Genomic DNA, 12,945 nt, shown 5'->3' on the forward strand with positions numbered 1-12,945 from the left:
GGGTGCCGTCCGGGGCCGACAGGAACTGGATGCTTCCGCCGAACGCCTTGTGCTTCTGGCTGAACCACAGGTCGTTGCCGTTCTCGCGAACGCCCGCGAGGCGGTCGGACTCGATCAGCGTGCCGTCCAGGATCACGTGCGTCATGCCCTCGTGCCGGCAGCGGGCGAGAACTTCGTGCAGGTCGGGGGCCCGGTCTGCGAGGACGTCGATGCCTTCGTGCAGGTAGCGGTAGCCGGTGGCCTGCGAGACGCCGAAGTCGCGGGCCAGGCAGTGCACGCAGCCGCGCTCACGGAACCAGCGCAGCACCAGAACCGCCTGGCGGAACGGCCCCAGCGCGCGGGAGCCCTTCGGAGTGCCGATCCGGCGGCGGTGGGCGGCCAGCAGTCGCGCGAGGAACTCGACGACGTGGCGCGGCACGTCGAGCGTGGCAACATAGGTGACCAACGTGAAGCCTCTGGTAGCTACGGACATGATCTTGTGGTGAGACCTGTCCTACCAGGGGCTTTACGTCTACTCGGATCCAGGTGCCGCCTGTCCGATCCGTCCGGGAACGAGTAGATCACCCTGCTCCATGTAGATCATTTCGCTGAGAAAACCTCAGTGGCCAGCGATTCTCAATCCCATGTCAGTTCGGCCAATCAGATGACATTGCGACTGAGAAAATGACACGGAATTTGAGAACCTACATGCGGGGATCAGGTCTGGGCCATGTCCACGAAGCGGGAGTAGTGGCCCTGGAAGGCGACCGTGATCGTCGCCGTCGGGCCGTTACGGTGCTTCGCCACGATGAGGTCGGCCTCGCCCGCGCGTGGGGACTCCTTCTCGTAGGCGTCCTCGCGGTGGAGCAGGATGACCATGTCCGCGTCCTGCTCGATCGAGCCCGACTCTCGCAGGTCGGAGACCATGGGCTTCTTGTCGGTGCGCTGCTCCGGGCCTCGGTTCAGCTGGGAGAGGGCGATGACTGGGAGCTCCAGCTCCTTCGCCAGCAGCTTGAGGTTACGGGACATGTCGGAGACCTCCTGCTGGCGGCTCTCGGCGCGGCGGGAGCCGCCGGACTGCATCAGCTGCAGGTAGTCGATGACCACCAGCTTGAGGTTGTTCCGCTGCTTCAGGCGGCGGCACTTGGCGCGGATCTCCATCATCGACAGGTTCGGGGAGTCGTCGATGTAGAGGGGTGCCTGGGAGACGTCCGGCATGCGCCGGGCCAGCCGGGTCCAGTCCTCGTCGGTCATCGTGCCGGACCGCATGTGGTGCAGGGCGACCCGCGCTTCGGCGGACAGGAGACGCATTGCGATCTCGTTGCGGCCCATTTCCAGGGAGAAGATGACGCTGGGCAGGTTGTTCTTGATCGAGCAGGCGCGCGCGAAGTCCAGGGCGAGCGTGGACTTTCCCATGGCGGGGCGGGCGGCGATCACGACCATCTGGCCGGGGTGAAGCCCGTTCGTGAGGGAGTCGAAGTCCGTGAAGCCGGTCGGTACACCGGTCATCTCGCCGCTGCGGGAGCCGATCGCCTCGATCTCGTCGAGCGCGCCCTCCATGATGTCGCTGAGCGGGAGGTAGTCCTCGCTGGTGCGCTGCTCCGTGACGGCGTAGATCTCCGCCTGCGCCGAGTTGACGATCTCGTCGACGTCGCCGTCGGCCGCATAGCCCATCTGTGTGATCTTGGTTCCGGCCTCCACGAGCCGGCGCAGCACGGCCCGCTCGTGGACGATCTCCGCGTAGTAAGAGGCGTTGGCCGCCGTCGGTACGGACTGGACCAGCGTGTGCAGATACGACGCCCCGCCCACCCGGTTGATCTCGCCGCGCTTGGTCAGCTCGGCGCCCACCGTGATGGGGTCGGCGGGCTCGCCCTTGGCGTAGAGGTCGAGAATCGCCTGATAGATCGTCTCGTGGGCCGGGCGGTAGAAGTCATGGCCCTTGAGAATCTCCACGACGTCCGCAATGGCGTCCTTGGAGAGCAACATGCCGCCCAGCACCGACTGTTCGGCGTCGAGGTCCTGAGGCGGGACGCGCTCGAAGCCGCCTGCGCCGCCGTCCCAGGGGGCGCCCTCGGAGCCGCGCTCGTGCTGATCCTCGCGTCCCCGCCCGCGTCCGCCGCCGCCCCGTCCGCCGCCGGAGCCTTCGCCACCGCGCTGGCGGGTGACCGGCAGCCGGTCGCTCGGTCCGCTGTCGGTCCAGGGGTCGTCCAAGGGCTCGGGAATGCTCACCGGCCCACCTCCTCCCGTCCGCACCGCGGACCTTGCCGTGCCACTCTTTCTACGCCACGGCTCTGACAACAAGAGGCTTGAACTCCGCCTCGCGGCACGTCGGACGCCGGACCACGTTAGGCCCGCGGGCACCGTCAGCCAATCTGGTTATCCACAGGGCCTGTGGGTGAACGGCCCTATGCTGTGGAGAACCTGCCGGAACCTGTGCACGGATCAGGGGACAGCTGTGTGGACAAACTCATAGCACCGCACGAAGATGCCAGCTGACCTGCGGTTTTTCCATCCACCGGCTGTGGGTACGAGAAACTTTCCCACCTGGACCAAGATCAGCACAAACAGCCCGGGCGAGTGTCGACAGAGCAACAGTTTGTAAGGATCGCTTATCCGTTGCATCTATTACCTGTGGACGATTAGATTGCACGCATGACCCAGGCTCCCGCGGCTCCGAAGGACATCCGCCGCCACCACGACCGCGAGATCCTCGCACTGGCCGTTCCTGCCTTCGGAGCTCTTGTCGCCGAGCCGCTCTTCGTGCTGGCCGACAGTGCCATCATCGGCCATCTCGGCACCTCCCAGCTGGCCGGCCTCGGCGTCGCGGCGGCCCTGCTGTCCACCGCCGTCAGCGTCTTCGTGTTCCTCGCGTACGCCACCACAGCGGCCGTCGCCCGGCGTGTCGGCGCGGGCGACCTGCCGGCGGCGATCCGCCAAGGTATGGACGGCATCTGGCTCGCCCTCCTCCTCGGCCTTGCCGTCGTGGTCGTCACGCTCCCCACGGCCCCGTGGGTCGTGGACGCCTTCGGCGCCTCCGATACGGCCGCCCCGTACGCCACCACGTACCTCAGGGTCTCCAGCCTCGGCATTCCGGCGATGCTCGTCGTGCTCGCCGCCACAGGAGTCCTGCGCGGCCTCCAGGACACCAGGACCCCCCTGTATGTCGCGATCGGCGGGTTCACCGCCAACGCGGCCCTCAACGTGGCACTCGTCTACGGCGCCGGACTCGGCATCGCGGGCTCCGCGTGGGGCACCGTGATCGCCCAGTGCGGCATGGCCGCCGTGTACCTCTCGGTCGTCGTACGCGGTGCCCGGCGGCACGGCGCCTCGCTCCGCCCCGACGCCGCCGGTATCCGCGCCTGTGCCCAGGCCGGAGTGCCGCTGCTCATCCGTACGCTCTCACTGCGCGCCGTACTGATGATCGCGACCGCCATCGCGGCGCGGCTCGGTGACGTGCCCGTGGCCGCGCACCAGATCATCCTCTCGCTGTGGAGCCTCCTGGCCTTCGCGCTCGACGCCATCGCCATCGCAGGCCAAGCCATCATCGGGCGTTACCTGGGCGCCGGGGACACGGAGGGCGCCCGGGCAGCCTGCCGCCGCATGGTGCGGTGGGGCGTCGTCTCCGGCCTGGTGCTCGGCGTGCTCGTCGTCGCCGCACGCCCCCTGTTCATCCCGCTCTTCACCAGCGACGACGCCGTACGGAGCACCCTGCTGCCCGCACTCCTGGTGGTGGCGCTCTCGCAGCCGATCGCCGGTGTCGTCTTCGTTCTGGACGGCGTCCTCATGGGCGCCGGGGACGGCCCCTATCTCGCGGGCGCCATGGTGGTGACGCTCGCCGTCTTCACGCCTGCCGCCCTGCTGATCCCCGCGGTCGGCGGCGGCCTGACGGCTCTGTGGTGGGCTATGACTCTGATGATGGCGACCCGGATGGTGACGCTCTGGCTGCGAATGCGCTCCGGACGCTGGGTCGTCACGGGCGCCACACGCTGATGTTTCACGTGAAACAGGCTGTTTCACGTGAAACATGACGGAGGGCCGCACCCATCAGGGGTGCGGCCCTCCGCATGCTCAGCGCTGCGACGGCAGAGCTCAGCCTGCGACGACCTCGACGCCGAGGCTCGCGGCGACCTCGGGGTGCAGACGCACCGAGACCTTGTGCGAGCCGAGGGTCTTGATCGGCGAACCGAGCTCGACACGGCGCTTGTCGACCTCCGGGCCACCGGCGGACTTGATCGCCGTGGCGATGTCAGCCGGGGTGACGGAGCCGAAGAGGCGGCCGGCGTCGCCGGAGCGAACAGCCAGACGCACCTTGACGCCCTCGAGCTGGGCCTTGACCTGGTTGGCCTGCTCGATCGTCGCGATCTCGTGGATCTTACGGGCGCGGCGGATCTGCGCCACGTCCTTCTCGCCACCCTTGGTCCAGCGGATCGCGAAACCGCGCGGGATCAGGTAGTTGCGAGCGTAGCCGTCCTTGACGTCGACGACATCGCCGGCGGCACCGAGGCCGGAGACCTCGTGGGTAAGGATGATCTTCATCTGTAGGTCACCCTTCCCTTATCGCGCGGTGGACGTGTAGGGCAGCAGCGCCATCTCACGGCTGTTCTTGACGGCCGTGGCGACGTCACGCTGGTGCTGCGTGCAGTTGCCGGTCACGCGGCGGGCACGGATCTTGCCGCGGTCGGAAATGAACTTCCGCAGCATGTTCGTGTCCTTGTAGTCCACGTACGCGGTCTTGTCCTTGCAGAACGCGCAGACCTTCTTCTTAGGCTTGCGCACAGGCGGCTTCGCCATGGTGTTTCTCCTGTGTGATCAAGAAGTGGGGTGCGAGCCCGGCCCTAGAAGGGAGGCTCGTCCGAGTAGCCGCCGCCGGAGCTGCCGCCCCAGCCGCCCTGGCCGCCTTGGCCGCCCTGCTGGCCGCCGCCGGCCGGCGCGCTGCTGGCCCAGGGGTCGTCGGCGGGAGCGCCGCCACCCTGCTGGCCACCAGCCGGGGCACCGCCCCAGTTACCGCCGCCCTGCTGCTGCCCGCCGCCGTAGCCGCCCTGACCACCGCGGCCGGTGGTCTTGGTGACCTTGGCCGTGGCGTTCTTCAGGCTCGGCCCGACTTCCTCGACGTCCAGCTCGTAGACCGTGCGCTTGACGCCCTCGCGGTCCTCGTAGGACCGCTGCTTGAGCCGGCCCTGCACGACGACACGCATGCCTCGCTGGAGCGACTCGGCGACGTTCTCCGCCGCCTGGCGCCAGACCGAGCAGGTGAGGAAGAGGCTCTCGCCGTCCTTCCACTCATTGGTCTGGCGATCGAAGGTGCGGGGAGTGGACGCGACACGGAACTTCGCGACCGCCGCACCGGACGGGGTGAAGCGCAGCTCGGGGTCGTCGACAAGATTGCCGACGACCGTGATGACGGTCTCGCCTGCCATGGGGAACCTCTCGGCGGGATTGCTTCTGGCTGCTTGTTGCTACTCGGACCCGATGACCTGTGAGCGGAAAGCTCAGTGGGTCTCGGGGCGGAGGACCTTGGTCCGGAGGACCGACTCGTTCAGGTTCATCTGGCGGTCGAGCTCCTTGACGACCGCAGGCTCGGCCTGCAGGTCGATGACCGAGTAGATGCCCTCGGGCTTCTTCTTGATCTCGTAAGCGAGACGACGACGGCCCCAGGTGTCGACCTTCTCGACCTTTCCGTTGCCCTCACGGACGACGGAGAGGAAGTTCTCGATCAGCGGGGAGACAGCGCGCTCCTCGAGATCGGGGTCGAGGATGACCATCACCTCGTAGTGACGCATGTGGAACCCACCTCCTTTGGACTCAGCGGCCACGGTCGTTCCGTGGCAGGAGGGTCGTGATGCGTGCGCAACGGTATGCGTGCCCACTGACAACGCCTACGGACAGACATGTCCTGGGCATAGACAGACACCGGTGCAGACCGTACAGAGTACCCGCACAGCGGCTTCCGGTTGAAATCCGGTGGCCAGGGGACGCAATCTGTACACATCGGGTGTGGGCGGCGCTACAGTGCGCCGCCCTCCGGCACAGCCAGGAGGTGCCTCATGGCTCAGGTATCCCAGCGTCATCCCTCCTCATCCCTGTTCGCCACGGACGGCAAGCGTCACCCCCTCCAGGACACGCTGATGGTCGTGACCCTGGTCCTGGGCGCGCTGGCCTTCATCACCGCGCAGTTCCACAGCCTCCATCTGCTGAGTTCGTGGGCCGGTCTCGTGGGCATCCTCACCGGCGCGTACGGCCAGTACATCTCGGAGACGACACGTGAGCGGACCTTCCTGATCGTGGGCATGGGCGCCTCGGCGGTCGGTTTCTTCCTCGGGATGGCGCGCGGCGGTCTGTTCGGTGGCCTGATCGGCTAGGCCCACCCGGCGTATGGCCATTCGGGGCGCTTCCCTGTGCCAGTAGGCTTCGGCGCGAGAGCTGGAACCCCTGTACCGATGGGGGACATACCTGCCGAGGAGCGCCCCGCATGAGCCTGACCCTGAGGACCATCAGCCGAGAGCAGCATCTGGCGTACATCCAGAGTCTGCCCGCGGCGAGTCACTGCCAGGTTCCGGCGTGGGCCGATGTGAAGACCGAGTGGCGCTCGGAGAGCCTGGGCTGGTTCGACGGCAACGACGAGCTGGTCGGCGCGGGGCTGGTGCTGTACCGCCAGCTGCCGAAGATCAAGCGGTACCTCGCCTATCTGCCCGAGGGCCCGGTGATCAACTGGTACGCGCCGAACCTGGACGACTGGCTGCAGCCGATGCTCCAGCACCTCAAGAACCAGGGCGCGTTCTCGGTCAAGATGGGCCCGCCGGTGGTCATCCGCCGCTGGGACGCGCCGGCGATCAAGTCGGGTATCCAGGACCCCGAGGTCAAGCGCCTGCGGGACATCGAGGCGACGCACATCGAGCCGCGAGCCTTCGAGGTGTCGGACCGGCTGCGGAAGATGGGCTGGCAGCAGGGCGAGGACGGCGGCGCCGGCTTCGGTGACGTACAGCCCCGCTACGTCTTCCAGGTGCCGCTGGCCAACCGTTCGCTGGACGATGTCCTCAAGAGCTTCAACCAGCTGTGGCGGCGCAACATCAAGAAGGCGGAGAAGGCCGGTGTCGAGGTCGTCCAGGGCGGCTACGACGATCTGGCCGAGTGGCAGCGGCTGTACGAGATCACAGCCGTGCGCGACCGTTTCCGGCCACGGCCGCTGTCGTACTTCCAGCGCATGTGGACCGTCCTCAACAACGAGGACCCCAACCGTATGCGCCTCTACTTCGCACGGCACAACGGCGTGAATCTGTCCGCGGCGACCATGCTCGTCGTCGGCGGCCATGTCTGGTACTCGTACGGCGCCTCCGACAACATCGGCCGCGAGGTCCGCCCCTCGAACGCCATGCAGTGGCGCATGCTGCGTGACGCGTACGCCATGGGCGCCACCGTGTACGACCTGCGCGGCATCTCGGACTCGCTCGACGAGACCGACCACCTCTTCGGCCTGATCCAGTTCAAGGTGGGCACGGGCGGCGAGGCGGTCGAGTACATCGGCGAGTGGGACTTCCCACTCAACAAGCTGCTGCACAAGGCCCTGGACATCTACATGTCCCGCCGCTGAGGGTTCCGTAGGCTCGTCCAGAGCTCGTACACGACTCGTACACACCACTCACACCCCGACACCCACAGCCAAAGAAAGGGTCGGACCGGCCATGGCGCTCTCCCTCTACGTCGACACCGCTCGCTGGCGGGCGCACCACAAGTCCGTGATCGACCAGTTCCCCGGACTCATCCCGGTCTGCAAGGGCAACGGGTACGGCTTCGGCCATGAACGCCTTGCGGAGGAGGTGAACCGGTTCGGCTCCGACATGCTGGCCGTGGGCACCACCTACGAAGCGGCGCGGATGAAGGACTACTTCAGCGGTGACCTGCTGGTCCTGACGCCGTTCCGGCGCGGCGAGGAGCCGGTGCCGCTGCCGGACCGGGTCGTCCGCTCCGTGTCCTCCGTGGACGGGGTGCACGGGCTGGTCGGCGCTCGCGTGGTCATCGAGTGCATGAGCTCCATGAAGCGGCACGGCGTGAGCGAGCAGGACCTGGGCCGGCTGCACGCCGCGATCGAGGACGTACGGCTGGAGGGCTTCGCCCTGCACCTGCCGCTGGACCGTACGGACGGCTCGGACGCCGTCGAGGAGGTCATCGCCTGGATGGACCGGCTGCGGGCCGCCCGGCTGCCGTTGCACACGATGTTCGTCAGCCATATGCGGGCCGACGAGCTGGCCCGGCTCCAGCAGCAGTTCCCGCAGACCCGGTTCCGCGCCCGTATCGGTACGCGGCTGTGGCTGGGGGACCACGAGGCGACCGAGTACCGGGGCTCGGTCCTGGACGTCACCCGCGTCGCCAAGGGAGACCGCTTCGGCTACCGCCAGCAGCGCGCCGCGTCCGACGGCTGGCTGGTGGTCGTCGCCGGGGGCACCTCGCACGGTGTGGGCCTGGAGGCGCCGAAGGCGATGCACGGCGTGATGCCGCGCGCCAAGGGCGTGGCGCGGGCCGGTCTGGCGACGGTCAACCGGAACCTCTCGCCCTTCGTGTGGGCGGGCAAGCAGCGCTGGTTCGCGGAGCCGCCGCACATGCAGGTGTCCATCCTGTTCGTCCCGGCGGACGCGCAGGAGCCGAAGGTCGGCGACGAGCTGGTCGCGCACCTGCGTCACACGACCACGCAGTACGACCGGCTCGTCGACCGCTAGCCCTCCGCACCCCGGCCGGCGGCCCCCGGACCCGCTGACCCCGGACCCGCGGCACCGGGACCGGCGGCGCGGGGACCTGCGGCGCGGGGACCTGCGGCGCGGGGACCTGCGGCCGCAGCCCGCCGGGCGGCAGCCGGGCCGACCACGAAGACGTCCTCAGCACCGTCCAGCACGCCTCCGGACGGGTCGTCCGAGCCGTCCTGCCGGACCGCGTCCCGGTCCGGCCGCAGGATGTCCCGTACGACCAGGGCGCACAGGTACAGCGTCCCCGCCAGGTGCAGGGCGACGGCGAAGTGGTAGCCGTCGGGCGGCAGGCCGTGCTTGTGCTCGGTCGTGACGTACACGAGGTACATCCAGATCCCGGTGAAGTACACGACCTCGCACGCCTGCCAGACGAGGAAGCTCCGCCAGCGCGGGCGGGCCAGGGCGGCGAGCGGGATCAGCCAGAGCACGTACTGCGGCGAGTAGACCTTGTTGGTCAGGATGAACGCGGCCACCACCAGGAAGGCGAGCTGGGCGAAGCGCGGGCGGCGCGGCGCGGCCAGCGCCAGCGCGGCGATCCCGGCGCAGGCCAGCAGCATCAGCACGATGGCGTAGGTGTTGACCGCCTCGACCTGGATGTCCACACCGAAGCGCTGGGTGAAGACCAGCCAGAAGGAGCCGAAGTCGATGTTCCTCTCCTGGCTGAAGACGTAGAACCTCTTCCAGCCCTCCGGGGCGAGCAGCATCACCGGCAGGTTCACCGCGAGCCACGCGCCCGCCGTGCCCAGTAGGGCCAACGCGAACTCGCGCCACTTCCAGGCCCGCCAGCACAGCACGAGGAGCGGTCCGAGCAGCAGGAACGGATAGAGCTTGGCGGCCGTGGCGAGGCCGAGGAGCACACCGAAGGCCAGCGAGCGGCCCCGGCTCCACATCAGCATCGCCGCGGCGGTCAGGGCGATGGCCAGCAGGTCCCAGTTGATGGTCGCGGTCAGCGCGAAGGCGGGCGCGAGGGCGACCAGCAGGGCGTCCCACGGGCGGCGCCGGTGCGTCCGGGCGACGCACACCGCGATGACCGCGGCGCACACCAGCAGCATGCCGGCGTTGACCATCCAGTACATCTGCTCCCGGTACTGCAGATCACCGCCACCGGGCGTGAGCCACGCCGCGACCTGCATGAACAAGCCAGTCAGCACCGGGTACTCGAGGTACTGCATGTCGCCGGGGAACCGGTCGAAGTACGGGATCAGGCCGTCGGAGAAGCCGCGCCCGACGAACAGGTGCGGGATGTCGGAGTAGCAGGCGTGGGTGTACTGCGAGGCGGCGCCGCGGAACCAGGCCCAGTTGTAGCAGGGCAGCTTCTGCACCATGCCGAGGGCGAACATGCCGATCGCGACGAGCGCCACGACCCGCACAGGGGTGAGGCTGCTGCCGCCGAGCCGGGCCCAGCGGCCGACCGGGCCGCCGATCAGCTCGCTGCCTGCTGCCGCGACCTCGTCCCGGCGCGTGGGACGTACGACGGGCCGGTCGTCGTGGAAGTCGGTCGTCTTCTGTGGGCTCGGCATGGAGACATCCTGCCGTACGGGCCCGGGAACGCGGCGAGGGCCGCCGCACCCGGGTCGTACGCACAAGCGGTGCGTACGGGGTGCGACGGCCCTCGTCGGGGCTCCGTTCGGGGCTCCGCGAAGCTCCGTGGCGGCTCCGTGGCGGCTCCTTGGGGCGGGGCCGGTGGGGGTGGCGCGCTAGCCGTCCACTCCGCCGAACCAGCCTCCGCCGCCATTGCCTCCGTTGCCGTTGCCATTGCCGCCGCCTGTGGGCGTCGGACTGGTACTCGAGCCCTCTGTCGTTCCGCCGTCGGTGGTGGTGGTTCCGCCGTCGGCCGTGCCCCCGCTGTCGGTGCCGTCGGTGGTTCCTCCGTCGGAGGTGCCACCGGAGTCGGTGGTGCAGTCCCAGTCGAGCGGGCCGCACGTCTTGTCCGGCTTCTCGGTGCCCTTGCTCGGCTTGACCGGCTCCGACGGGGTCGGGGACGTCGACTCCGACGGGGACGCCTCGGGAGAGTCGCTCGGGGTCGGCTCGGGGGTCTTCGCGCCACCGCCGTACACGGGCTCGGCGTTCAGGTCCTCGGGCTGGGGGAAATTCTTCACCGGCAGACCCTTGTGTACCGCGGACATGTACGACTGCCAGACCTCCGACGGGAAGGACGAGCCGTGGACCTTCTTCCGGCCGCCCGTACCGAACATCTCCTCGAACTTGCGGTTCTTGTTGGAGGCGTCGTCGTCGAGGCGGTACATGTCGATGGCCGTCGCGAGCTGAGGGGTGTAGCCGGCGAACCAGGCCGACTTGTTGCCGTCGGTCGTTCCGGTCTTGCCGGCGACCTCGCGGCCCGGGATCCGGGCGTTCTTACCGGTGCCCTTCTCGACCACGTCGACGAGGATGTCGGTGACATTGCTGGCGATGGCCGTGGAGAAGACCCTCTTGGGCTTGTCGTCGTGCTTGTAGACGACGATGCCGTTCTTCTTCACCTCGCTGACCGAGTACGGGTCCCGCTGCTCACCGTTGGAGGCGAAGGTCGCGTAGGAGGACGCCATGCGGATGGCACTGGGATCGGAGATACCGATCGAGAACGACGGCACGTTGCCCTTGGCGAGGCTGCTCTCCAGCATTCCGGACTTGATGGCCGTCTCGCGGACCTGCTCGATGCCCACGTCCATACCGAGCTGCACGAACGGAGAGTTGGCGGAGTGGATCATCGCCTTCCGGAGGTTGATGTCCCCGTAGCTCGCGTCGTCGTCGTTGACCTGCAGCCACTCCTTGTTGTTCTCGTCCCGCCAGATCGAGCCGTCGTAGTTCCTGATCTTCAGCTTGTTCTTGCCGTTGTAGATGGCCGTGTCGGGATCGATCGGCGTGCGGTCCTCGGGGCCTTGGACCTCGCCCTTTCTCGGGTCCCGCACGCCGTGCTCCATGGCCGCGGCCAGGACGAACGGCTTGAACGTCGATCCGACCTGCGCACCGGTCTGGTCGGCGTTGTTGGTGAAGTGCTTGGTCGCGTCGGTACCGCCGTAGATCGCGACGATCGCCCCGGTCGCCGGGTCGACGGAGGCGCCGCCGAACTGGACGTGCGTGTCCGTCTCAGGGCGCTTCTTCGGGTCGATGTTCTCCTCGTAGACCTTCTTGACGGAGTCCTCGAGCGCCTTGACCTTGTCCTTGTTGAAGGTGGTCCTGATCTCGTAGCCGCCCAAGGTCAGGTCCTCGGCGGTGATGCCCTGGTCGTTGTTGTTGACGAAGTACGCCTTGGCGAGGTCGACCAGGTAGCCGATCTGGCCGCCTAGCTTCGCCTGCTTCTGCGGCGGGTGGGGCCTCGGGAATTCGGTGATGGCGGCGCGCTCGGCAGCCGGCAGGCTTCCGTCCTTCACCATCTCGTCCAGGATCCAGTTCCAGCGGGCGGTGACCCGCTCCGTGTTGGCCTCCGCCGTGGCCTTGGGGTTGAGTTCGGGGGCACCGGCCGGGTCGTAGAGGGTGGAGCCCTTGAGCAGCGCGGCGAGGAACGCGCACTCCTCCACTTTGAGGTCCTTGGCGTCCTTGCCGTAGTACGTGCGGGCCGCCGCCTGAATGCCGTAGGCACCCCGCCCGTAGTACGAGGTGTTCAGATAGCCGGCCATGATCTGGGGCTTGCTGAGCTCGGTGCCGACCCTTATGGAGATGAACAACTCCTTGAACTTCCGGTCAAGGGTCTGGGCCTGGTTGTTCAGCCGGTTGTTCTTCACATACTGCTGGGTGATCGTCGAACCACCCTGGGTCTGTTCACCCCTGGCCATGTTGAACACGGCACGGCCGATGCCCATCGGGTCGATACCGGAGTCCGTCCAGAAGGTCTTGTTCTCGGCGGAGACCACCGCCTCCTGCATCGCCTTGGGGATCTCGCTGATCTCGATGATCTGCCGGTTGACCTCACCACCGGTGGCTGCCATCTGACTGCCGTCGTCCCAGTAGTAGACGTTGTTCTGGGCAACCGCGGCCTTGTCGGGGTCAGGCACCTCAACCCTGGCGTACGCCAGCGTCGCCGCGCCCATCAGCGATGCGGTGAAGGCGATGAAGAGTCCCGTCACGAGCTTCCAGGACGGCACCCAGCGGCGCCAGCCGTACTTGTCGTGGCGTGGATAGTCGATCAGCCGCTTCTTGCCGGGCCGGCCGCCCCCGCGGCCCCGGCCGTCCTCGTGGCCGCCGCCGGTGCCCCGCCGGCCGCCACCGTGGCCACCGGCGCCACCCGCGCCGGCCG

12 protein-coding genes are annotated in these 12,945 nt (G+C 68.1%); 4 read left to right on the forward strand and 8 right to left on the reverse strand.

Translation table 11 applies throughout. The features are described from left to right. Nucleotides 1–445: transposase family protein (locus tag FVS66_RS14145; RefSeq protein ID WP_262386991.1), on the reverse strand; the 445-nt coding region annotated here is incomplete at its 3' end. Between the two features lie 251 nt (nucleotides 446–696). Further along, entirely contained in the window at nucleotides 697–2,208 is a 1,512-nt protein-coding gene (gene dnaB, locus FVS66_RS14150) for a replicative DNA helicase (RefSeq protein ID WP_149181548.1), read from the reverse strand. Between the two features lie 423 nt (nucleotides 2,209–2,631). On the opposite strand from dnaB, the gene FVS66_RS14160 reads away from it, so the two are divergent. Next, a complete protein-coding gene (locus FVS66_RS14160; protein WP_149181549.1) occupies nucleotides 2,632–3,969 on the forward strand; it encodes an MATE family efflux transporter in 1,338 nt (445 codons plus the stop codon). Nucleotides 3,970–4,068: 99 nt separating this feature from the next. On the opposite strand, the gene rplI is transcribed toward FVS66_RS14160, so the two are convergent. The 4 genes from rplI to rpsF all read right to left on the reverse strand — a co-directional run bounded on the left by rplI (nucleotide 4,069) and on the right by rpsF (nucleotide 5,759). Continuing rightward, a complete protein-coding gene (gene rplI / locus FVS66_RS14165) occupies nucleotides 4,069–4,515 on the reverse strand; it encodes a 50S ribosomal protein L9 (RefSeq protein WP_149181550.1) in 447 nt (148 codons plus the stop codon). An 18-nt stretch (nucleotides 4,516–4,533) separates the two neighbouring features. Continuing rightward, entirely contained in the window at nucleotides 4,534–4,770 is a 237-nt protein-coding gene (rpsR, locus tag FVS66_RS14170; RefSeq protein ID WP_005315025.1) for a 30S ribosomal protein S18, read from the reverse strand. 44 nt (nucleotides 4,771–4,814) lie between these two features. After that, a complete protein-coding gene (locus FVS66_RS14175; protein ID WP_149181551.1) occupies nucleotides 4,815–5,396 on the reverse strand; it encodes a single-stranded DNA-binding protein in 582 nt (193 codons plus the stop codon). Nucleotides 5,397–5,468: 72 nt separating this feature from the next. Continuing rightward, complete coding sequence (gene rpsF, locus FVS66_RS14180) at nucleotides 5,469–5,759, reverse strand: 30S ribosomal protein S6 (protein WP_004950685.1); 291 nt, start codon at nucleotides 5,757–5,759, stop codon at nucleotides 5,469–5,471. 264 nt (nucleotides 5,760–6,023) lie between these two features. On the opposite strand from rpsF, the gene FVS66_RS14185 reads away from it, so the two are divergent. The 3 genes from FVS66_RS14185 (at nucleotide 6,024) to FVS66_RS14195 (ending at nucleotide 8,690) form a co-directional block, all read left to right on the forward strand. Then, on the forward strand, nucleotides 6,024–6,338 hold the full coding sequence (locus FVS66_RS14185) for a hypothetical protein (protein ID WP_149181552.1): 315 nt from the start codon (nucleotides 6,024–6,026) through the stop codon (nucleotides 6,336–6,338). Between the two features lie 110 nt (nucleotides 6,339–6,448). Then, on the forward strand, nucleotides 6,449–7,567 hold the full coding sequence (locus tag FVS66_RS14190) for a peptidoglycan bridge formation glycyltransferase FemA/FemB family protein (RefSeq protein ID WP_149181553.1): 1,119 nt from the start codon (nucleotides 6,449–6,451) through the stop codon (nucleotides 7,565–7,567). Nucleotides 7,568–7,658: 91 nt separating this feature from the next. Next, nucleotides 7,659–8,690, forward strand: a complete 1,032-nt coding sequence (locus FVS66_RS14195) for an alanine racemase (protein WP_149181554.1) — start codon at nucleotides 7,659–7,661, stop codon at nucleotides 8,688–8,690. Here FVS66_RS14195 and FVS66_RS14200 read toward each other — a convergent pair. Further along, nucleotides 8,687–10,234, reverse strand: coding sequence for a glycosyltransferase 87 family protein (locus FVS66_RS14200; RefSeq protein WP_149181555.1), 1,548 nt, complete (start codon nucleotides 10,232–10,234; stop codon nucleotides 8,687–8,689). The two genes, FVS66_RS14195 and FVS66_RS14200, sit on opposite strands and share 4 nt — an antisense overlap. Before the next feature lie 177 nt (nucleotides 10,235–10,411). Further along, a partial coding sequence (locus FVS66_RS14205) for a transglycosylase domain-containing protein (protein WP_262386990.1) occupies nucleotides 10,412–12,945 on the reverse strand: 2,534 nt, incomplete at its 5' end.

The organism is Streptomyces sp. TRM49041, from assembly GCF_008271805.1.
Classification (GTDB): domain Bacteria; phylum Actinomycetota; class Actinomycetes; order Streptomycetales; family Streptomycetaceae; genus Streptomyces.

Bases quoted from the DNA above. Each gene is read 5' to 3' on its own strand.
- FVS66_RS14190 (WP_149181553.1), top strand. From the start codon at position 6,449: ATGAGCCTGACCCTGAGGACCATCAGCCGAGAGCAGCATCTGGCGTAC.
- rplI (WP_149181550.1), bottom strand. From the start codon at position 4,515: ATGAAGATCATCCTTACCCACGAGGTCTCCGGCCTCGGTGCCGCCGGC.
- FVS66_RS14185 (WP_149181552.1), top strand. From the start codon at position 6,024: ATGGCTCAGGTATCCCAGCGTCATCCCTCCTCATCCCTGTTCGCCACG.
- rpsR (WP_005315025.1), bottom strand. From the start codon at position 4,770: ATGGCGAAGCCGCCTGTGCGCAAGCCTAAGAAGAAGGTCTGCGCGTTC.
- FVS66_RS14200 (WP_149181555.1), bottom strand. From the start codon at position 10,234: ATGCCGAGCCCACAGAAGACGACCGACTTCCACGACGACCGGCCCGTC.
- FVS66_RS14195 (WP_149181554.1), top strand. From the start codon at position 7,659: ATGGCGCTCTCCCTCTACGTCGACACCGCTCGCTGGCGGGCGCACCAC.
- FVS66_RS14175 (WP_149181551.1), bottom strand. From the start codon at position 5,396: ATGGCAGGCGAGACCGTCATCACGGTCGTCGGCAATCTTGTCGACGAC.
- FVS66_RS14160 (WP_149181549.1), top strand. From the start codon at position 2,632: ATGACCCAGGCTCCCGCGGCTCCGAAGGACATCCGCCGCCACCACGAC.
- rpsF (WP_004950685.1), bottom strand. From the start codon at position 5,759: ATGCGTCACTACGAGGTGATGGTCATCCTCGACCCCGATCTCGAGGAG.